The following is a 21291-nucleotide window of genomic DNA, read 5'->3' on the forward strand; positions in this document are numbered from 1 at the left end:
AAATCTGGCCGGAGGTGCCGCGGTCCGGCATAGTTCTCAGTGACGCGGGTGTGGCTGAGTGGCTAGGCACCGGCCTGCAAAGCCGTTCACACGGGTTCGAGTCCCGTCATCCGCTCGGGTATCGGGGTCGGCGTACGTCGCCGGCCCCGATTTTTTTCTGCCACTCGTGCGGGCAGAAGTCGGCTTTAAAGAAGTCGGCTGTACAGACGGGTGCGATGGTGGGGCCCCGGTCTGAGCGTGCGGGCGGGCGCTGTTCGGAATCTTCCGCCCTGGCCGAGACAGTGGTGCATCTCGATCAACGGTGTACTTCGCTCGAACATGGAAACAGGCCGAACTCGATCGAGTCCGGCCTGTTCGGTGGTGTCGAGAGATCAGCTGAAGGCGGAAAGGGCGCTGACCAGGCCGATTCCTGCAACTGCCACCTTGAACACGCTCAAGATGTCATCGAGCTTGACGCCAGCAGGCAATACTTTTTCGACAGACTCCATTGTGGATCCTTAATGTGTTGGATGTGGTGGCCGGGCGCCACTGAAAGCAAGATACCCAACCGCAGGCGATCACGTGAACCTGCGGTGAGTATCCATTACTCGAACAAAGTCTCATCTTTGCTGGAAATTGACTCGAGGGTATTACGATTCCGGCCAATTGTCACAATTGTCGCGGTAGGCGATTTCCCGGCGTCGATTACGGCGACGCGTAGTCGGAGCGCGATGGTTTGCTCGTCTCGATTCGCTCCCCTGATGCGACCGGTCGCGCTCCGATCACACAGCTCGGTGGACGACGAATTTCGCCCGCGTGAACGCGGGGCGTGGTGTGAGAACCGGGTGGTTTCGCAGTCGACCCGCGTCGCGTTATTGACTAGCGGTCAATTATGTCTATAACGTGACGTAACACATACGCGAGGCGGGGAGGTCCATTCGATGTCAGATTTCGACGTAGTGGTCAACGACGGATTGTGGTTCGACGGGACGGGTTCTCCCGGATTGCGACGCAACCTCGGCATCCGGGACGGTGTGGTGGCCGAGGTCTCGGCATCTCGACTCGATATCGGGCCCGACACGGAAGTGATCGACGCGGCCGGTAAATGGGTACTACCCGGATTCGTCGACGTTCACACACATTACGACGCCGAGGTACTGGTCAGCCCCGGTCTTCCCGAGTCTGTCCGGCACGGTGTCACCACCGTGGTGGTGGGCAACTGCTCGTTGTCGACGGTGTATTCCACCCCGCGTGAGATCGCAGACCTGTTCAGCCGTGTCGAGGCGGTTCCGCACGAGAGTGTGCTTCGGATTCTGAACGAGCAGAAGACGTGGACCGGACCGCAGGAGTACGTCGCATCGTTGGACGCGCTTCCGCTCGGCCCCAACATCGCGGCATTCATCGGGCACTCCGATGTTCGCACGCATGTGCTCGGATTGGATCGCGCTACCGATAAATCGGTCAAACCGACGCAAGCGGAACTCGACCGCATGGGTGACATGCTCGAGCAGGCGCTCGATGTGGGGATGCTCGGACTGTCGTCGATGACCAACTCGCTCGACAAGATCGATGGTGACGAATATCGTTCGCGCTCTTTGCCTTCCACCTACGCGCGGTGGAAGGAGTTTCGATTCTTCAATCGGATTCTGCGTAACCGCGGAAAGATTCTCCAGAGTGCGCCGACCATCAATTTCCATCCGAACATCGCGGCGTTCTTCGTGGAGAGCTCCTCGATCGGCCGCAAGAAGGCACTCAAGACGTCGTTGCTCTCGGGTGCAGATTCCAAGGCGTATCCGGTGATCGTCTATTTCATGCTGACGGCGGCCCCACTGCTCAACAGGTTCGCCAAGACCGATTTCAAGTGGCAGCACCTCCCGGTACCGTTCACCGTGTACGCGGACGGAATAGATCTGGTGGTCTTCGAGGAATTCGGTGCGGGCGCTGCGGCTTTGCATCTCAAGGACCAGGTGGAGCGCAATGAGCTGCTTCAGGACGAGAACTACCGTCGCGCTTTTCGCAAGGACTACGACGACAAGTTCTCGCCCCGCATCTGGCATCGCAATTTCTACGACGCGATCATCGTCGGATGCCCCGACGAGACGCTGATCGGCAAGAACTTCGGCGAGGTCGGCGATCAGCGGGGCATTCATCCCGTCGACGCGTATCTGGACCTGGTGGTCAAGTACGGGCCGAAGTTGCGCTGGCGCACCACCGTTGCCAATCATCGGCCCAAGTTCGCGAAGAAGCTCGCTGCCAGCTCCGGCGTTCAGATGGGCTTCGGTGACGCCGGTGCGCATCTGCGGAACATGGCGTTCTACAACTACCCGGTCCGATTGCTCAAGAAGGTCAAGGACGCCCAGGGCGATCGTAAGCCGTTCCTGAGCATCGAGCGCGCGGTTCACCGGTTGACCGGGGAACTCGCCGACTGGTACGGAATCGACGCCGGTCACTTGCGTCAGGGGGATCGCGCCGACCTGGTGGTCATCGATCCGGCCGGCCTCGACGACGGCGTGGACGGACTGTTCGAGGCGGTTGTCCCCGAATACGACGGCATCAGCCGGATGGTCAACCGCAGTGACGGGGCCGCGGTCGCCACGGTGATCGGTGGCCGGCTGGTGTATCGGGACGGAGAGTTCGAGCCCGGATTCGGTACGGAGAAGACCGGTGTGTTCTTGCGCGCAGGTGAGAAATCCGTACGCTCGAAGCCGGCAAGGACCACGGTCGCGTCGTGACCGCCGGGCGAGTATCGACCTTTTCCCGATCGGGGCTGACGTTCGACGTTCGCGACGAGGGCCCGCTCGACGGACCTACGGTTGTCCTACTTCACGGCTTTCCCCAGGATTCGTCGTCCTGGGACAAACTGGCACCGCTGCTGCACGCCCGGGGTTTTCGCACGGTGGCGCCGGACCAGCGCGGATACTCGCCCGGAGCCCGCCCCCGCGCTCGGCGCGCGTATCGCGGATCGGAGTTGGCCGCGGACGTCGCTGCCTTGATCGACGAGCTCGAAGTAGGGAAGGTCGATCTGGTGGGCCACGACTGGGGCGCGGCAGTCGCATGGCAGGTAGCGGCGAAGCATTCGGACAAGCTCCGCACACTGACCACCCTGTCGGTTCCGCATCCGATCGCGTTCCTCGGGTCCATGCTTCGGAGCACTCAGGGACTGAAATCGTGGTACATGATCGCCTTTCAGGTGCCGTTCCTACCCGAATGGGCGCTGTCGTCGACCGGGGTGGGGGAGAAGCTGCTGATATCGAGCGGGCAGTCGCCGGCGAACGTCCGACGAGACCTCGCGGCGATGCGGGCTCCCGGCCGGCTGCGCGGCGGCGTGAACTGGTATCGCGCCATGTGGATGAGCGTTCCCGGTAATGCTCGGATCACGGTTCCCACCTTGCATGTCTGGAGTGACGGCGATACCGCGCTCGGACCGAAAGGCGCTGCTCTGACCCCGAAATACGTGGACGGGCCGTACCGGTTCGAGGTTCTTCCCGGTGTCAGTCACTGGATTCCGGACGAGGCACCCGAGGCGGTGGATCGACTGCTCGGTGAGCACTTGACACCCTGAATCGGCGACCGTGCGCCGCGAGCGCAGCCGGCGCCGTGGCGGAAGATCCGTGCACGATGTGGAAGTGTTGAGCCTGTGAACACGCGGGAGGAAACCGGGCGGGCGACGAGTGACACGACAGTGGCCGTCGAACTTGCCGAGGCGGCGGGCGAGTTGTTGTTGCGGATCCGGGTCGAGGGGCTCGGCTCGATCGACGGTCGGGAGTTGGGCAGGCGCGGCGACGGCGCTGCCAATACGTTCATTCTCGAGGAATTGGCCGCTCGCCGTCCGGGTGACGTGGTGCTCTCGGAGGAGTCTGCCGACGATCGATCCAGGCTCGACGCCGATCGTGTGTGGATCATCGATCCGGTGGACGGATCGAAAGAGTACGGTATTGCGGGCCGCTCGGATTGGGCTGTGCACGTTGCCCTCTGGGAGCGGGGGCGGGGCGTGACCGCGGCTGCGGTGGCTCAGCCTGCGCTCGCAGTCGTCTACAGCACCGACGACGAGATCCGTCGTGGCAACGAATCCGGATCGCCGACGATCGTTGTCAGCGGCTCGCGGCCACCGTCTTTCACCGCAGCGGTGGCGAGCGAACTGAACGCCGAAGTGGTCCATATGGGTTCGGCGGGTGCCAAGGCGATGGCCGTCGTGCGCGGTGACGTCGACGCGTACCTGCATGCAGGCGGGCAGTGGGAGTGGGATTCGGCGGCACCGGTCGGCGTGGCTTTGGCGCAAGGTCTGCATTGCAGCCGCATCGACGGCTCACCGCTGCTCTACAACCAATCGCATCCGTATCTGCCGGATCTGGTGATCTGCCGACCCGAACTGGCGGATTCGATCCTGCATGCCATTGCCGAACATGCTGCCGAACATGCTGCCGAACATGGCGAGAGCGCCGTCAGTGGCCCGGTGGCGATGGCCCGTGAGTATGTCAAGGCATTGACCAGTCATGACGCCACCAAGGTGCGGTTCGCGGCGCAGGCGTGGCGGATCGAGAACGGTACCCGAACCGGAGAATCCGGTGCTGCGATCAGCAACGACCTCGAGCAGGGCGCGCGGTACCGCGCGATCAAGGCGGTACGTGAGCTCACCCTGCGAGAGTCGGTAGGCGGAGTAGTCGCCCGGTACCTGCTCGACGTGCACGGCTCGACCGAGCCGACGAGGGTGACCGAGTATTTCGCCATGGTGGCCGGCGAGATCGAGTCGGTGACCTCGATTGCCGAGCCGGGCTGAATTGGTTACTGCACCTGAATCTCTCGGTCGAGTATCGGGTGCGGGTAGTCGGGGCTGCGGTCCTGGAAACGAGTGATGGCGGAGTTGACGATCACGCCGTCACGGATTTCGATCGAGCGGTCGATGGTCTCGTCGGCCTTCCACCCGTCGGGCCCGGCCATGACGCCCTCGAGATACGGCAGTAGTGCTTCGCTGATCTCCCAGGACGCCGAGTTCCACAGGTAGGACGGACTGTGGTCGACGCCGTAGTACGTGATGTTGTCGCCGACGACGAAGGTCGGATCGGCGAAGGACGTCGGACGTGCCCAGCTGAAACCCATCCCTTCGTCGCAGGAGACGTCCACGATCAGGCTGCCCGGTTGGAAGTCCAGAAGATCCTCCTCGGTCAGGAATGTCAACGGCGAATCGGTGTTCTGCAGTACACAGTTGACGACGATGTCGTGTTCGGCGAGGAAGCCGGGTACCGGAAGGCTGTGGTTGTCGACCATGACGTGACTGCCACGGACGTCGCCGGTGTCGTTGTCGAACGAGAGCATGCGGGCGGAGTGGATGGGGGAGCCGACGGCGGTGACGCCGCGTTGGGTCAGAACGTCGACCTCGTGGATACCGTGTGCCTTCAGTGCGGTGACGGCGCCACGTGCGGTGGCGCCGAATCCGATCACGGCGGCGGAGAGTCGGCGACCGTAGTCGCCGGTGGAGCCGATCAACTGCAAGGCGTGCAGGACGGAGCAGTAGCCGGCCAGTTCGTTGTTCTTGTGGAATACGTGCAGGTTGAACGATCCGTCACTGTGCCAGTGGTTCATTGCTTCGAAGGCGATCAGCGTGAGCTTCTCGTCTATGGCGACCTGGGTGAGTTCGGTGTCCTGAACGCAGTGCGGCCACCCCCACAGCACTTGCCCGGTTCGGAGGTCGCCCAGATCGCTGACCTGGGGTTTGGGCAGCAGAACCACATCGGTCTCGGCGAAGATCTCCGCACGTGTGCGGATTCCGGCAACCAGGCGTCCGAGGTGCTCGTCGGAGTAACCGAAACGAGTTCCGTAGCCTTCTTCGAGATAGATCCGTGAGCGAAGGCTCTCGTCGATCCAGGCGAAGTGGGCAGGATGGATCGGCAGCCTACGTTCGGCAGGTTTGCTGGACTGTCCGATGACTCCGAGCGTGCGTACGTTGTTCAATTGTCTTGTCTCTCGGTAGGAGAAGGTCGAGATGTCAGGCAGGAGCCTGAGGGCGGAGCGGAAACCGCAGAAGCGCCGGCGGAATGCCTGTCCGGACCGCTGTGAAGTGGGGTACGGGTCGCGCTGCTGATGGAACACCGACCGGCATCAGAAAGCGCGTCGGTACCCGCCGAGTCTAACCCGTCGACCGGCCGTTCGGCGGCCAGGTCCGAAGGCCGGCCGAGCCGGGTTCGTGATCTCCTACGTGATCAGGTGTGAATTGAGCACGGCCAGTTGAATTTTGCTGGCGTCACTGTGCACGCGGCGACCCTCGTCGGTCACGTCGACGTATACGCCACGCCGATCGGCCTCGCACAACGAGCGCTGTACCAGCCCGGCCTTCTCGAGCCGCGCGACGGTGCGGGAGAGTGCGCTGGGACTCAAATACATTTCCGACGCCAGGTCCTGCATCCGTGGCCGGTCGCACACGGTATCCATGAGTCGGTCGAGTGCTTCGAAATCGCTCATGCTCAGCCCGTGGGCGGATTGCATCTGTCGATCGAGCTCGCACGCGATTCCGTTGTAGCTGGTCGAGAGCGAGCGCCAGGTGTTGCGTAGTTCGGAGTCCGACGTCACGCCCGCATTCTAGTTGAAGTATCCACTACTTGCAATTGCATTAAATGCTTGTGCAATAAGTGCATATGCATCTATTCTTTCGCGGTGACACGCACCGATTCGACACGACATACAGCCAACTCGCCGGAATCTGCACACCCGGCTTCAGCGGAGAGGTGGCCACTACGACTGTGGGGAGTCCTCGCAGTGCTGTGCCTCGTCTTGTTCCTCGATGGACTGGACGTGTCCATGGTCGGCGTCGCACTACCGTCCATCGGCCACGAACTGGGCCTGTCGACCACGTCACTGCAGTGGATCATCAACGGATACGTACTGGGCTTCGGCGGCCTACTCCTGCTCGGTGGACGCACCGCCGACCTTTTGGGGCGCCGAAACGTCTTCCTGATCGCACTCGCGGTGTTCGCCGCCGCATCACTGGTCGGCGGGCTTGTCGACAACGGAACACTGCTGATCGCCTCACGATTCGTCAAGGGACTCGCCGCCGCGTTCACCGCTCCGACGGCGATGTCCATCCTCACCACGACCTTCAAGGAGGGGCGCGAACGCAACAAGGCGCTGTCGGTGTTCTCCGTCTTCGGCGCCAGCGGATACTCGTCCGGCCTGATCCTCGGTGGCCTGCTGACCAGCGCCGGTTGGCGTTTCACATTCCTGATGCCGGTTCCGTTCGCCGTCCTCGCCCTGATCGGCGGCTACTTCCTCGTGCCACGTGACAAGCCCGCCGACACCGGCGGACACGACCTGGTCGGCGCCGTAACTCTGGTGACCGGCATGCTCTTGACCGTCTACACCGTGGTGTCCGCGCCGGCACGGGGCTGGGCGACACCGATGACGTTGGGGTCCTTCGCGGTGGCGATCGCGCTGCTGGCGACGTTCTTCCTCGTCGAGCGAAAGGTGCCACACCCCTTGGTTCGGTTGGGGTTGCTGCGGGTGGGCACGATCGTGCGGGCCAATCTGGCCATCATCGCTCTCTTCGGTTCCTACCTGAGCTTCCAGTTCATGATGACGATCTTCCTGCAGTCGGCGCTGGGATGGTCGCCACTGAAAATGGCCATGGCACTGCTGCCCACCGGAATCATCGTGGCGTTCGGCTCGCCGTTCGTCGGCGGGTTGGTCGATCGTTTCGGGAGCCCGAAACTCATCCTGGCCGCGCTGGCCTCGTTGAGCGCCGGCTATCTGTGGTTCCTGTTCGTCGGCAGCGATTCGCCGTCGTACGTCGTGGCAATTCTGCCCAGCGTGATCCTGCTGGGGTTGGGTTTCGCGCTCGGCTACACCTCGATCATCGCGCAGGCCACCTCCGGCGTCGACGACTCGGAGCAGGGTCTGGCGTCCGGTCTGGTCAACACCTCCGCCCAGGTCGGTGCCGCACTCGTGCTGGCATTGACGACGGCATTGGTGACGGCGGGATCGCACACGGCGACCGACGACACCACTACCGGGTTCGAGCAGTTCCATCCCGGACTGATCCTCGTCACAGCCGTGGCACTGGTCGGGTTGGCGATCACCGTGGCGCCACTGCTGCGGCGTACTCGGGCAGGGGACCGGGAGTTGGTCGACGTGTCCTGATCGAGTGGATCTCGGTTATTTGCGACGGTGATTGCGTCTGCACGTGACGAAAAACGTCCGCAGAAATGAAAACGCCGCCACCGGCAAGGATGGCGACGCTGTGTCCGAGCACATCGGACGACGAATACCGTGTCCTGAGTGTGCCCCCGGCAGGATTCGAACCTGCGACCTTTCGCTCCGGAGGCGAACGCTCTATCCCCTGAGCTACGGGGGCGCACCGATGAAATCGGTGTGCCGATTGGGCTGCGTTAGCGTAGCGCATGAGAGGTACCGAAGACCAAACCGGGATACCTGTTGCAGGTCGGACGAGCCGGGAATCTTCGACGATCCATCTGGGCGGCAGGCCACATCATCGGTCGAAAACCTTGCACTCGGCCAAGGCCATGGCGTCACCGACGCCGAGATTTGCTTGTCGCCGAGCATGATTGGGATTCGGGCCGCGCTCGAACACGCAATCGCCGATGAGATCGTCGCGAGTGCAGGCAGCAAACTGGACGTGGTCCTGAGGATTTCAGGTCCACGTCCAGTTCACGTTCGACCGGCGGTGTGCACGGTTCAGCGCGGAAGATCAGTTCATCGGAAGCGGAACTGCTCCGCGCGCGGTCAGCATGTCGGTCATCAGCTTGGATTCGCCGTCCTGTGTGACGACCATCGTCTTCGCCAAGTTCCGGACGACGGACTCCGATGCCTGGTCTTCGGCGAACTCCATCATCGGCAGTCCACCCTCGTGATGGCGCAGCATGAGCTGGAGGAACAACACGTCCAGCTCGGGCCCGGCCGCGCCGCGCAGGTCGGTCATGTCCTGCGGCGACGCCATCCCCGGCATGGTGTCCACCGGCTCGGAGTGGCCGTCGTCCATGGTCATCGTCGCCGTCGTGCCGTGCGAGTTGTGCCCCGAACCCGCGCCGGAACTCATCCACGCCATGTAAGGGCCGACCTTGGAGAGCGGCTGATTCCACATGGTCAGCCACGCCTGCATCATTCCCAGCTGATTCTGCTGCGTGGTCAAGATGTCGTAGGCCAAGGTCCGAACGTCGTTGTCGGTGGATTTCGTCAATGCGATCGACGCCATCTCGACCGCCTGACTGTGGTGCACGCTCATGTCCTGCGAGAATCCGACGTCCACCGAATCCGATGCCGGAACCGTCAAACTGCTCTTGCCGTCCGGTGCGAGGAGATTGGTGAGTGAGCCCAGCGCGAATCCGACCGCGATGGCGCCGATCAGCCCGATGATCAACAACGCGGTGCGCTGGCTCGGCTTCGACGCGTCAGCGGCCGCTACGGGGGTGTCGGGCCTATCCACCGGCGGGTACGTTCTCGTCGGTGGCAGCTGCGGAGCCGGTTCCGTCCATCTTGATGGCGTCGGGGCCCGGCGGCGTCGGATCGAATGGCGGCGGGTTGGACGGATCGAACAGCGGGTTGGTGCAGCTGGCACCGACCTCCGGGTAGGTGTTCGGATTCTGGTTCAGCGCCGTGATGAACTGGTTGATCCGCTCGTCGTCGGCGTTGTCCACCTCGAGACGGTGACCCCACGACTGCAGCGAGATGGGGCTGCTCAAACCCGGGTACGGCGACATCAGCATGTAGGACTTGCCGTTCACCCGTTGCGCCAGGCTGTCGATCTGGCTCTGGTCGATGCTGTCCGGGTTGTAGGTGATCCAGATCGCGCCGTGCTCGAGCGAGTGCACGGCGTTCTCGGTGCGGATTCCGACCGAGTAGACCGTTCCCGTGCAGTTCGCCCAGGTAGCGTCGTGCGGTCCACCGAAGGGCGGGCTCTGGTCGTAGGCCACCCGCTGAGTGGAGTCGACGTGCTGTCCGGCCGGGTAGTCGATCTTGAGAACACCGTCGATCTTCGACGACGGGTCTGGGTCGTCCTTGCTGTAGGTGTATGCCTCGAGTGCCTGCTTGTCCTCGATCTTCGGCCACAGATTGACACCGAGGACTGCGATCAACGCCACCACGGCCACTCCGGCGCCGATCGAGAGCCACGGAACCTGCCGCGGAGCGGGAACACCGCCCTTGCCCTTACGGGATCCACCGCTCTTGTTGTTGGCAGCCTTGATGGCCTTGGCTGATTTGGCCCCGGAATTGTTCTTGGGACCGCGACTATCGGAACCGCTTGGCATCGATTGGGCTCTTTCGGTGTGTTGGCTCGAGGGACGGCACTCTCGCCCACCTCGGTGCAGGCGGGCAGCGGGCATCACCACTGTACTTTCCCCAGCCTGAGAACAGTCTGGGAGAGTGTCGTGCCAGTGTGCTGTGACACGGACGATCAACGTGCCGGGCGTGTGTGACCCGCGACCAGTGAGGCGACTCAGCCGCTTGGGTGTCCAGGCAATAGGATGAGAACCTGTGACTCCAGCTGACCTTGCCGAACTGCTCCGCGGAACCGCAGCGAGCGTCCTAGCCGAACGCGGCCTCGACGTCTCGGTGCTCCCTTCAACTCTCACCGTCGAGCGCCCGCGCAACCCTGAGCACGGCGACTACGCCACCAATGTGGCGATGCAGGTTGCCAAGAAGGCAGGCGCCAATCCGCGCGATCTGGCCGGCTGGTTGGCCGAGGCCCTGACCGCCGCCGACGGAATCGACTCCGCCGAGATCGCCGGGCCGGGCTTTCTCAACATCCGACTGGACAAGGACGCCCAGGGCGCCATCGTCACCCAGGTCCTGACGGCGGGCTCCGCGTACGGCTCCGGTACGTCGTTGGATGCGAAGAAGATCAACCTCGAGTTCGTCTCGGCAAACCCCACCGGGCCCATCCACCTCGGCGGAACACGCTGGGCTGCCGTCGGCGACGCACTCGGCCGGATTCTCTCCGCGCAGGGCGGCCTGGTCACCCGCGAGTACTACTTCAACGATCACGGCGCCCAGATCGATCGATTCTCGCGGTCGCTCATCGCTGCCGCCAAGGGCGAACCCGCGCCCGAGGACGGTTACGCCGGCGGATACATCGCCGACATCGCCGCTTCCGTGCTCGAGCAGCGCCCCGACGCGCTCGAACTGCCCGCCGACGAGCAGCAGGAGACGTTCAGATCGATCGGCGTCGAGTTGATGTTCACGCACATCAAATCCACCCTGCACGAGTTCGGCGTCGATTTCGACGTCTACTTCCACGAGAACTCGCTGTTCGAATCCGGAGCGGTCGCGGAAGCCATCGAGACCCTCAAGGGCTCGGGCAACCTCATCCACGAAGACGGCGCCTGGTGGCTCAAGAGCACCGACTACGGTGACGACAAGGACCGCGTCGTCATCAAGAGTGACGGCAACGCCGCCTACATCGCCGGCGACATCGCATACTTCCAGAACAAGCGTGCCCGCGGTTTCGATCTCTGCATTTACATGCTGGGCGCCGACCACCACGGCTACATCGGCAGGCTCAAGGCCGCTGCTGCCGCCTTCGGCGACGACCCGGACACCGTCGAGGTTCTCATCGGACAGATGGTCAACCTCGTCAAGGACGGCGTCGCCGTCAAGATGAGCAAGCGTGCCGGAACGGTGATCACCCTCGACGACCTGGTCGAGATCATCGGCGTCGATGCCGCTCGCTACGTGATGATCCGCTCCTCGGTCGACTCGAGCATCGACATCGACCTCGACCTGTGGACCAAGACCAGCAGCGAGAACCCGGTCTACTACGTCCAGTACGCGCACGCCCGGCTCGCTGCCATCGCCCGCAACGCCGCCGATCTCGGTCTCGCGGCCGACGAGAGCAACCTCGCACTGCTGGACAGTGAACAGGAGGGTGACCTCATCCGCACGATCGGCGAATACCCCCGCGTCGTCTCCAGTGCCGCGAATCTGCGTGAGCCACACCGTATTGCGCGCTACCTCGAAGAACTTGCCGGCGCATATCACCGTTTCTACGGCGCGTGCCGGATCCTCCCTCAGGGCGACGAAGAGGCAACGGACGTGCACCGTGCACGCCTGGCCCTCTGCGCCGCCACCCGTCAGGTTCTGGCCAACGGCCTGGACCTTCTCGGCGTCACCGCACCGGAGCAAATGTGAACGCTCATCCCGCAGGACCCAAGCACGCCGAACAGCTGCAGGCCCCCGGCCTGCCCGACCGCCCCGCCTCACCCGAAGCATTCGGTGAACTGTCGCCGCAGGTGTGGCCGCGCAATGCTTCTCGTGGCGACGACGGTGAAGTAGCCCTCGCCGGTGTCAAGGTCAGTGAACTCGCCGAGAAGTACGGCACCCCGTTGTTCGTCATCGACGAGGACGACTTCCGCTCGCGCTGTCGTGACATGGCCCGTGCCTTCGGCCCGGATGCCAAGGTGCACTACGCATCCAAGGCATTCCTGTGTGGCGAGATCGCCCGCTGGGTTGCCGACGAAGGTCTTTCGCTCGACGTCTGCTCCGGCGGCGAACTTGCGATTGCGTTGCATGCCGGTTTTCCGGCTGAGCGAATTGCCATGCACGGCAACAACAAATCCGTTGCCGAACTGGCCGCCGGCGTCGCCGCGGGTGTCGGACACGTCGTGCTGGACTCGGCAATCGAGATCGAGCGCCTCGACCGCGTCGCAGGCGAAGCGGGCATCGTGCAGGACGTCCTGATTCGACTCACCGTCGGCGTGGAAGCGCACACCCACGAATTCATCTCCACCGCGCACGAAGACCAGAAGTTCGGATTCTCGCTGGCCGGGGGAGCGGCGATCGACGCCGTTCGCCGGGTATTCGCCGCCGGAAACCTCCGGCTCGTCGGGCTGCACAGCCACATCGGCTCGCAGATCTTCGACGTCGACGGCTTCGAAGTGGCAGCGCGACGCGTCATCGGACTGCTCCGCGACGTCGTCGCCGAGTTCGGCGTGGAGAAGACGAAACAGATTTCGATCGTCGATCTCGGTGGTGGAATGGGAATCGCGTACGTCCCGTCCGACGATCCGCCGCCGGTGGACGAACTGGCCGCCAAGCTCGCCGACATCGTCCGCAACGAGTCGGCGTTGGTGGGCCTACCGGTCCCGACGCTCGCCGTCGAGCCCGGACGCGCCATCGCCGGACCCGGCACGGTGACCCTGTACGAAGTGGGCACCATCAAGGACGTCACGGTCGGCGCCGCCCTCACCCGCCGTTACGTCAGTGTCGACGGCGGTATGAGCGACAACATCCGCACCTCGCTCTACGGAGCCGAGTACGAAGCCAAGCTGGTATCGCGTACCTCCGCCGCGGAACCGGTCGTGGCACGTATCGTCGGTAAGCACTGTGAGTCCGGCGACGTGGTCATTCGTGACACCTGGATGCCCGAGGACGTCGGCCCCGGTGATTTACTTGCGGTAGCGGCAACCGGCGCTTACTGCTATTCGATGTCGAGCAGGTACAACTTGCTCACCCGCCCGGCCGTGGTGGCGGTGCGTGACGGAGTCTCACGCGTGATTCTGCGGAGGGAAACAGTGGAAGATCTGCTCAGCTTGGAGGTAACGCAGTGACGAGCGAATCGGCGCAACGCGCTATCGGTGTGGCCGTACTCGGCCTCGGCAATGTCGGGAGCGAGGTCGTCCGGATCATTCGTGAGCAGGCCGAGGAACTCGAAGCACGCGTCGGTGCCCCGCTGGAACTGCGCGGTGTGGCGGTTCGGCGTGTCGGCGCAGACCGCGGCATTCCCGAGGAATTGCAGACGACCGATGCGGATGCATTGGTCGCACGCGAGGACGTCGACATCGTCGTCGAGGTGATCGGCGGCATCGAACTGCCCCGTAAACTCATCCTCTCCGCGCTCAACTCCGGCAAGTCCGTCGTCACCGCGAACAAGGCGCTGCTCGCCGATCACACCGGCGAACTCGCCGAGGCGGCGGAGAAGAACTCGGTCGACCTGTACTTCGAAGCTTCGGTCGCCGGGGCGATCCCCGTGATCCGACCGCTCACGCAGTCGCTGGCCGGAGACCGGGTCACCAAGGTCGCCGGAATCGTCAACGGAACCACCAACTTCATTCTCTCCGCCATGGCGGAGACCGGTGCAGACTACGCGGACACCCTCGCCGAGGCAGGCAGGCTCGGCTACGCCGAGGCCGACCCCACTGCCGACGTCGAAGGTTACGACGCCGCAGCCAAAGCGGCGATCCTCGCGTCCATCGCGTTCCACACCCGCGTCACCGCGGCCGACGTCTACCGCGAAGGCATCTCCAAGATCACCTCCGACGACCTCGCGTCGGCGAAGGCCCTCGACTGCACCATCAAGCTGCTCTCGATCTGCGAGCGGATCACCACGCCCAAGGGCAAGGAGCGAATTTCCGCTCGGGTGTACCCGGCACTCGTTCCCCTGAGTCATCCGCTGGCGACGGTGAACGGCGCGTTCAATGCCGTTGTCGTGGAAGCGGAGAACGCCGGCCGGCTGATGTTCTACGGCCAGGGCGCAGGCGGCGCACCGACGGCGTCGGCAGTTATGGGCGACCTCGTGATGGCAGCACGCAACAAGGTTCACGGTGGCCGTGGCCCGCGGGAATCGAAGTACGCCAAGCTCAAAGTTGCTCCGATGGGCGACATCGTCACCCGCTACTACGTGAACATGGAAGTCGCGGACAAGGAAGGCGTACTGTCTGCGGTCGCTGCGGAGTTCGCTCGGCACGGCGTCAGTATCTCCGTGGTCCGTCAGGAAGGCGCCGGAGTCGGTGCCCGCCTGGTGGTCGTCACTCATGTAGCAACCGATGCGGCTCTCTCCGAGACCGTGGCGGCCCTGGAAGAACTCGAATTCGTCACCGCTGTGACCAGCGTGCTGCGACTGGAAGGCACTGAACAATGACCGGCATCGTCAACCCCGTCCACAAGGCTTGGCCGGGACTCATCGAGGCATATCGCGACCGGCTCGCCATCGGGGAGAACTGGAAGACGGTCACCCTGAACGAGGGCGGTACGCCACTGATTCACGCCGGGCACCTTTCCGAGATCACCGGCTGCGATGTCTACCTCAAGGTCGAAGGACTCAACCCCACCGGCTCCTTCAAGGACCGCGGTATGACGATGGCCGTCACCGATGCGCTCGCGCGTGGCCAGCGCGCCGTCCTGTGCGCCTCCACCGGTAACACCTCCGCATCCGCCGCGGCCTATGCCGCCAAGGCAGGTATGACCTGTGCCGTGTTGATCCCACAGGGCAAGATCGCCATGGGCAAGCTCGCCCAGGCCGTCATGCACGGCGCCAAGATCATTCAGGTTCAGGGGAACTTCGACGACTGTCTCGAACTGGCCCGTAAGACCACCGCCGAATTCCCGACGATCGGTTTGGTGAACTCGGTCAATCCGGTTCGGATCGAGGGTCAGAAGACTGCGGCGTTCGAGATCATGGACGTACTCGGCAAGGCTCCCGACGTCCACGCATTGCCCGTCGGCAACGCCGGTAACATCACCGCCTACTGGCGCGGCTACTCCGAGTACTTCGCCGACGGACTCACCACCGTCCGTCCGCGCATGCTCGGCGTCCAGGCAGCCGGTGCGGCTCCGCTGGTCAACGGTGCTCCCGTCAAGGACCCTGAAACCATTGCCACTGCCATCCGCATCGGATCGCCGGCGTCGTGGAACGGTGCGGTTGCGGCCAAGGAAGAATCGAACGGTGCGTTCCGCGCAGCCACCGACGAGAAGATCCTCGAGGCGTACCGTCTGATCGCCGCCACCGAAGGCGTGTTCGTCGAGCCCGCGTCGGCGGCCAGCGTCGCCGGTCTGCTCGCAGCGCGCGCCGAAGGCTGGCTCGAGCCCGGGCTGACCGTGGTGTGCACGGTCACCGGCAACGGGCTCAAGGACCCCGACACTGCGCTCTCCGGCATGCCGAACGTCGAGCCGATCGGGGTCGATCCCGTCGCCGTCGCGGCTGCCCTCGAGCTTGCATAGTGTCTGTGGATTCGTCGACCACTGCGCGGAATCCGGTGTCTGACATGACCAGAACTCTGCCCGTAGGCATCTCGGTGACAGCTCGTGTTCCGGCCTCGAGTGCGAACTTGGGGCCGGGATTCGACACTCTCGGTCTGGCATTGGGTCTCTACGACGAGATAGTCGTCACCACAACGGATTCCGGTCTCGAGATCCGGGTCGAAGGTGAAGGCGCGGTGGACGTGCCGTGGGGTCCGTCGCATCTGGTGGTTCGAGCGATCGAACGCGGACTGGAAGCGGCGGGCGTCTGGGCGAGTGGCTTGGATGTGTTGTGCCGCAATGCCATTCCGCACTCTCGCGGACTGGGGTCTTCGGCTTCGGCCGCGGTCGGCGGGCTCGCGGCCGCCAACGGATTGGCGCGTGCTCTCGATGCCGAGATCGGTTTGAGTAACGAGCAGATGGTTCAGCTCTCGTCCGAGTTCGAAGGTCACCCGGACAACGCGTCGGCCAGCGTGCTGGGTGGGGCCGTGGTCTCGTGGACCACCACATCGGTGACGGCGGGAGGTGAACCGGTCTATGCGGCCGCCAAACTCGACGTCCATCCCGATATTCGTGCCGTCGCTCTCGTTCCCGAGGAGCGTTCGTCCACCGCGCACACTCGCGGGTTACTGCCGGATCTCGTCCCGCATCAGGATGCGGCGTTCAATGCCAGCCGAAGTGCACTCGTCGTGGTTGCGCTCACCACGCGGCCCGAACTGTTGATGGTTGCCACCGAGGATCGTCTGCATCAGGCGCAGCGGGCGCCGGCGTTGCCGCTCACCACCCGGTGGATCGGCATTCTGCGGGACGCAGGTATCGCCGCCACCGTCTCGGGGGCAGGCCCTACCGTGTTGGCTCTGAGTACCGAGCCGTTTCCCGCGGAACTCGCCGAAGCGGCCCGCTCGGACGGATTGCGGGTGCTCGAGTTGGACATCGCCGACGGAGTCGAAGTCCGCGCGAACGTGGTCTGATTCTTTCCGCAGCGTCGCACGGCGCTGCGTAGTGGCTGGTGAGCTGACACACGGAGTCGACGGTAATCTTGCCGGACGACGGTTTGGACGCTATCCTGGCAATGTCCGTTCATCGTGCGCGTCAGTCGCCGGTGCATCAGCCAGGGGGCAAAAGTCCTTTCCAATCGGGTCTACGGTCCTTGGTGTGATCCTCGTACTCCAACCTTCTCGTGAAGGTTCGAATCCACGGTCGTCCGTGTACACGGTGGATTCGAATCCTCATGACGGGTGCGATGTGCAGGATCGCTAACGCATGACGGTGTGAAGCGAGAGTCACTGAATACGCGGGGACGCGTGATCGAGGTGGCGTAGGTTTCTGCTGTCGCGTGGCAACGGGCTGGCCGGCAGTTCTCGACATGCAACTACGTACGGCACCACCGATTTCGGTACTCAATCGAAATTCGGGACGAACCCTCGACTCTGCGCAGCGCGAGTGAGGGAAGGAAAGGACCTCCGTGACCGATACGGACACCATCGCCACTTCTGCACCTTCGGCGGACTCCGCCGGGACGCAAACAGGCGACAATTCTCAGGCGACCTCCACCAAGCGTGCCGAAGCGCGTCGTGGTGCCGGGCTTTCCGGCATGGTGCTCACCGAACTTCGTTCACTTGCTGGTGAGCTGGGCATCAAAGGGACCTCCGGTATGCGCAAGGGCGACCTGATCGCTGCCATCAAGGAGCGTCAGGGCGGCAGTGCCAAGAGCGCGCCGACCCAGAGTGAACTCACTCTCGACGACGCACCCGCGACCCGCACCCGCACCAAGAGCGCTCGCTCCGCGCGCGCCGAAACCCCGGCTGCGGAAGCCGCAGCGCCGGTGGAAGCCGCGGTAGCCGAGCCCTCCGCTTCGGCCGACACCACCGAGGACTCGGATTCCGCAGCTCCTCGGCGTGGACGTCAACGCCGTGGTGCCGCTCGCCGGGCAGGTTCTCCTGATCAGGCCGAGCTGAACATCGAACAGAGCACCGCTCCTGCTCGGGAGAGCGAGACCTCCGCCCCCGAGCGCAAGCAGAGCGAGCGGCCGGCGCGGTCCGAGGAAACCCGTGTCGACGCGACTCCGGCCGAGGCAGACTCCACAACTGCAGTGGAGACCGGCACCGAGCGTCCCCGTCGTGAACGCGGCAACCGGGACAACCAGAGTCAGCGCGAGAATCAGGAACGCGGAAACCAGGGCCAGCGTGAGAGCCAGGGCAGCCGCCAGGAACGCGGAAACCAGGGCCAGCGCGACAACCAGGGGCAGCGCGACAACCAGGACCGCAACAACCAGGACCGCAACAACCAGAACGGCTCCGGCCCACGCACCGACAACCGCAACAACGGCCCGGAAGACGACGACGAGAACGGTCGTGGACGGCGTGGGCGTCGATTCCGCGAGCGTCGCGGGCGTGGACGTGACCGCGTCGAAGGCGGTGCAGGCGGGGATTCTCGCGAGACGGAGATCCGTGAAGACGACGTCCTGCAGCCGGTAGCAGGCATTCTCGACGTTCTCGACAACTATGCCTTCGTGCGGACGTCGGGATACCTCGCCGGACCCAACGACGTCTACGTGTCGATGAACCTCATTCGCAAGAACGGTCTGCGCCGCGGCGATGCCATCACCGGTGCAGTGCGCGTATCCCGTGAGGGGGACCAGGGGAATCAGCGGCAGAAGTTCAACCCGCTCGTACGCATCGACACGGTCAACGGGGGTGATATCGAGGCGGCGAAGCGGCGCCCCGAGTTCAACAAACTCACACCGCTGTACCCGAATCAGCGTCTGCGTCTCGAGACCGAGCAGAACATCCTCACCACCCGTGTCATCGACCTGGTCATGCCGATCGGCAAGGGTCAGCGCGCGCTCATCGTGAGCCCGCCGAAGGCTGGTAAGACCAGCGTGTTGCAGGCGATCGCCAACGCGGTCGCGACCAACAACCCCGAGTGCTATCTCATGGTCATCCTGGTGGACGAGCGTCCCGAGGAAGTGACCGACATGCAGCGCAGTGTGAAGGGCGAGGTCATCTCCTCGACCTTCGACCGTCCGCCGGGAGATCACACGGCCGTTGCCGAGCTGGCGATCGAGCGAGCGAAGCGACTGGTGGAGATGGGCAAGGACGTAGTGGTTCTGCTCGACTCGATCACTCGACTCGGCCGTGCCTACAACAACTCGTCGCCTGCGTCGGGACGAATTCTCTCCGGCGGTGTCGACTCCACCGCCCTGTACCCGCCGAAGCGATTCCTCGGTGCCGCTCGCAACATCGAGAACGGCGGTTCGCTCACGATCATCGCCACCGCGATGGTCGAGACCGGATCCACCGGCGACACCGTGATCTTCGAGGAGTTCAAGGGCACCGGTAACGCCGAGCTCAAGCTCGATCGCAAGATCGCCGAGCGTCGCGTGTTCCCGGCCGTCGACGTCAACCCGTCCAGCACGCGCAAGGACGAGTTGCTGCTGAGCCCGGACGAGGCAGCTGTGTTGCACAAGCTTCGCCGCGTTCTGTCCGGACTGGATTCGCATCAGGCGATCGACCTGCTGATCGATCGGCTGAAGAAGACCAAGAACAACCTCGAGTTCCTCATGCAGGTTTCCAAGACTGCTCCGGGTGCGATCGACGACTGATCGTCGCCACGAGAAAGGCCCACAACCTACTGGTTGTGGGCCTTTTCTCGTCTCTGGAACAAAACCTGGGTGGAGTGTGTTGAGAGCTTCGTACAGCCACCCGAGGCGTGCGAGAAGCGGATTTTCGGTAGAACAACCGCATCTGGCATACTGAACGGCCGAGTCCGGTTCCGGTTCACGATGTCGATTGGCGACATCGACCCGGCGACCATCGAAAGGGACATCATGAAGGCAGGAATCCACCCAACCTACGTAGCGACCACCGTCGTCTGCGGTTGCGGTAACACGTTCGAGACCCACAGCACCAAGGAGTCCGGACGCATCAACGTCGAGGTTTGCTCTCAGTGCCACCCGTTCTACACGGGCAAGCAGAAGATTCTCGACACCGGTGGACGCGTCGCTCGCTTCGAGGCTCGCTACGGCAAGCGCGCAGACAGCAAGGTTCCGGCCACCGAGTCCTAGCTGTTCCGCCGACGCCCGATCTGCACACGTGCAGATCGGGCGTCGGCTTTTTTGTGCCTGAACCCGGTTTCGTGCGTCTACCGGGCCGCACGGGCGATTCCCTAACGCAGACATGCACGAAGAAAACACAGAGCGGAGCGAACCATGGCAGGGACAACCCAGCCCTCGGCCATCGACGACATCCTGGCCGAACATGCCGGTCTCGAAGCGCAGATGTCCGATCCGGCGCTGCACAACGACCCTGCCGCAGCCAGGCGCGTCGGGAAGCGGTTCGCCGAACTCTCACCCATCATGTCGACCTACAACAAGCTCACGGCCGCACAGGACGATCTGGAAGCCGCGCGTGAACTCGCCGCAGACGATTCCGGGTTTGCCGCCGAGATCCCGGCCCTCGAAGCTGAGGTGGCGCAGCTCGAACAGACGCTCACCGATCAACTGGCACCGCGCGATCCGCACGACGGCGACGACATCGTCCTCGAGGTGAAGTCCGGTGAGGGCGGCGAAGAATCCGCGCTCTTCGCCTCGGACCTGGCCCGAATGTACGTGCGCTACGCGGAACGTCACGGATGGCGCGTCGAGATCCTCGACGCGACGGTGTCCGATCTCGGGGGATACAAGGAAGCCACCCTGTCGATCAAGAGCAAGTCCGACACCCCGGACGGCGTCTGGGCGCGACTGAAATTCGAAGGCGGCGTACACCGGGTTCAGCGAGTACCGGTCACCGAATCCCAGGGACGTGTGCACACGTCAGCAGCGGGTGTGCTGGTGTATCCCGAACCGGAGGAGGTCGAGCAGGTGCAGATAGACGAGAGTGACCTGCGCATCGACGTGTACCGCTCGTCCGGCAAGGGTGGTCAGGGCGTCAACACGACCGACTCGGCCGTGCGCATCACGCACCTTCCCACCGGCATCGTGGTCACCTGCCAGAACGAGCGTTCGCAGCTGCAGAACAAGGCGCGCGCCATGCAGGTCCTTGCAGCCCGTTTGCAGGTAGTCGCCGAGGAAGCTGCGGACGCCGAAGCGTCGGCGGGTCGCCAGAGTCAGGTCCGGACGGTCGATCGTTCCGAACGCATCCGCACCTACAACTTCCCGGAGAACCGCATCACCGACCATCGGATCGGCTTCAAGTCGCATAATCTGGATGCGGTGCTCGACGGTGAACTCGATGCACTGCTCGACGCTCTGGGCAAGGCGGACCGCGAGGCTCGTCTCGCCGCGGAATAGGACTGCTTGTGACGAAGGATCTGCCGGTCGCCACGACCGTTGGCTCGAACGAGTGCAGGAGGCAC

General features: G+C 63.8%; 16 protein-coding genes and 2 tRNA genes. 13 read left to right on the plus strand and 5 right to left on the minus strand.

Features of this window, described 5'->3' with window-relative positions:
- Positions 1 to 44 precede the first annotated feature (44 nt).
- The 4 genes from ABH922_RS05760 (at position 45) to ABH922_RS05775 (ending at position 4756) form a co-directional block, all read left to right on the plus strand.
- A tRNA-Cys gene (locus ABH922_RS05760) sits at positions 45 to 115 on the plus strand.
- Positions 116 to 920: 805 nt separating this feature from the next.
- Positions 921 to 2711: an N-acyl-D-amino-acid deacylase family protein gene (locus ABH922_RS05765; RefSeq protein ID WP_424806011.1), complete on the plus strand. Its 1791-nt coding sequence runs from the start codon at positions 921 to 923 to the stop codon at positions 2709 to 2711.
- Positions 2708 to 3541 carry an alpha/beta fold hydrolase gene (locus ABH922_RS05770; RefSeq protein ID WP_424806012.1) on the plus strand — a complete coding sequence of 278 codons (834 nt, stop codon included), beginning with the start codon at positions 2708 to 2710 and terminating at the stop codon, positions 3539 to 3541. Before ABH922_RS05765 ends, ABH922_RS05770 begins: the two co-directional genes overlap by 4 nt.
- A 75-nt stretch (positions 3542 to 3616) precedes the next feature.
- A complete protein-coding gene (locus tag ABH922_RS05775; RefSeq protein WP_424806013.1) occupies positions 3617 to 4756 on the plus strand; it encodes a 3'(2'),5'-bisphosphate nucleotidase CysQ in 1140 nt (379 codons plus the stop codon).
- Between the two features lie 5 nt (positions 4757 to 4761).
- Here ABH922_RS05775 and ABH922_RS05780 read toward each other — a convergent pair whose 3' ends face one another.
- Positions 4762 to 5928, minus strand: a complete 1167-nt coding sequence (locus tag ABH922_RS05780; protein WP_424806014.1) for a N(5)-(carboxyethyl)ornithine synthase — start codon at positions 5926 to 5928, stop codon at positions 4762 to 4764.
- A 240-nt stretch (positions 5929 to 6168) separates the two neighbouring features.
- A complete protein-coding gene (locus ABH922_RS05785; RefSeq protein ID WP_424806015.1) occupies positions 6169 to 6543 on the minus strand; it encodes a MarR family winged helix-turn-helix transcriptional regulator in 375 nt (124 codons plus the stop codon).
- Positions 6544 to 6627: 84 nt separating this feature from the next.
- Here ABH922_RS05785 and ABH922_RS05790 point away from each other — a divergent pair, with 84 nt between their 5' ends.
- A complete protein-coding gene (locus tag ABH922_RS05790; protein WP_424806016.1) occupies positions 6628 to 8106 on the plus strand; it encodes an MFS transporter in 1479 nt (492 codons plus the stop codon).
- Between the two features lie 141 nt (positions 8107 to 8247).
- Here the strand turns inward: ABH922_RS05790 and ABH922_RS05795 are convergent.
- From ABH922_RS05795 to ABH922_RS05805, 3 genes are all read right to left on the minus strand, one after another.
- Positions 8248 to 8320 (minus strand) — tRNA-Arg (locus ABH922_RS05795).
- Between the two features lie 354 nt (positions 8321 to 8674).
- Positions 8675 to 9409, minus strand: a complete 735-nt coding sequence (locus ABH922_RS05800) for a DUF305 domain-containing protein (protein WP_424806017.1) — start codon at positions 9407 to 9409, stop codon at positions 8675 to 8677.
- Positions 9402 to 10232 carry a DUF3105 domain-containing protein gene (locus tag ABH922_RS05805; protein WP_424806018.1) on the minus strand — a complete coding sequence of 277 codons (831 nt, stop codon included), beginning with the start codon at positions 10230 to 10232 and terminating at the stop codon, positions 9402 to 9404. The genes ABH922_RS05800 and ABH922_RS05805 overlap by 8 nt, the downstream gene beginning before the upstream one ends.
- 226 nt (positions 10233 to 10458) lie before the next feature.
- On the opposite strand from ABH922_RS05805, the gene argS reads away from it, so the two are divergent.
- The 8 genes from argS to prfA all read left to right on the plus strand — a co-directional run bounded on the left by argS (position 10459) and on the right by prfA (position 21226).
- Positions 10459 to 12111, plus strand: coding sequence for an arginine--tRNA ligase (argS, locus tag ABH922_RS05810; RefSeq protein WP_424806019.1), 1653 nt, complete (start codon positions 10459 to 10461; stop codon positions 12109 to 12111).
- Positions 12108 to 13529: a diaminopimelate decarboxylase gene (gene lysA / locus ABH922_RS05815; protein ID WP_424806020.1), complete on the plus strand. Its 1422-nt coding sequence runs from the start codon at positions 12108 to 12110 to the stop codon at positions 13527 to 13529. The genes argS and lysA overlap by 4 nt, the downstream gene beginning before the upstream one ends.
- Complete coding sequence (locus ABH922_RS05820; protein ID WP_424806021.1) at positions 13526 to 14839, plus strand: homoserine dehydrogenase; 1314 nt, start codon at positions 13526 to 13528, stop codon at positions 14837 to 14839. Before lysA ends, ABH922_RS05820 begins: the two co-directional genes overlap by 4 nt.
- The gene (gene thrC / locus ABH922_RS05825; protein WP_424806022.1) at positions 14836 to 15918 is read left to right on the plus strand and encodes a threonine synthase; all 1083 of its coding nucleotides are present in this window, start codon (positions 14836 to 14838) and stop codon (positions 15916 to 15918) included. Before ABH922_RS05820 ends, thrC begins: the two co-directional genes overlap by 4 nt.
- 44 nt (positions 15919 to 15962) lie before the next feature.
- The gene (thrB, locus tag ABH922_RS05830) at positions 15963 to 16907 is read left to right on the plus strand and encodes a homoserine kinase (RefSeq protein WP_424806023.1); all 945 of its coding nucleotides are present in this window, start codon (positions 15963 to 15965) and stop codon (positions 16905 to 16907) included.
- A 494-nt stretch (positions 16908 to 17401) separates the two neighbouring features.
- On the plus strand, positions 17402 to 19540 hold the full coding sequence (gene rho, locus ABH922_RS05835; protein WP_424806024.1) for a transcription termination factor Rho: 2139 nt from the start codon (positions 17402 to 17404) through the stop codon (positions 19538 to 19540).
- A gap of 225 nt (positions 19541 to 19765) precedes the next feature.
- Positions 19766 to 20002: a 50S ribosomal protein L31 gene (rpmE, locus tag ABH922_RS05840; protein ID WP_003941310.1), complete on the plus strand. Its 237-nt coding sequence runs from the start codon at positions 19766 to 19768 to the stop codon at positions 20000 to 20002.
- A gap of 144 nt (positions 20003 to 20146) precedes the next feature.
- A complete protein-coding gene (prfA, locus tag ABH922_RS05845) occupies positions 20147 to 21226 on the plus strand; it encodes a peptide chain release factor 1 (protein WP_424806025.1) in 1080 nt (359 codons plus the stop codon).
- Positions 21227 to 21291: the final 65 nt, after the last annotated feature.

It is taken from the genome of Rhodococcus sp. 27YEA15, assembly GCF_049739425.1.
Classification (GTDB): Bacteria; Actinomycetota; Actinomycetes; order Mycobacteriales; family Mycobacteriaceae; genus Rhodococcus_F.

Bases quoted from the DNA above. Each gene is read 5' to 3' on its own strand.
- thrC (WP_424806022.1), top strand. From the start codon at position 14,836: ATGACCGGCATCGTCAACCCCGTCCACAAGGCTTGGCCGGGACTCATC.
- thrB (WP_424806023.1), top strand. From the start codon at position 15,963: ATGACCAGAACTCTGCCCGTAGGCATCTCGGTGACAGCTCGTGTTCCG.
- rpmE (WP_003941310.1), top strand. From the start codon at position 19,766: ATGAAGGCAGGAATCCACCCAACCTACGTAGCGACCACCGTCGTCTGC.
- ABH922_RS05805 (WP_424806018.1), bottom strand. From the start codon at position 10,232: ATGCCAAGCGGTTCCGATAGTCGCGGTCCCAAGAACAATTCCGGGGCC.
- prfA (WP_424806025.1), top strand. From the start codon at position 20,147: ATGGCAGGGACAACCCAGCCCTCGGCCATCGACGACATCCTGGCCGAA.
- ABH922_RS05765 (WP_424806011.1), top strand. From the start codon at position 921: ATGTCAGATTTCGACGTAGTGGTCAACGACGGATTGTGGTTCGACGGG.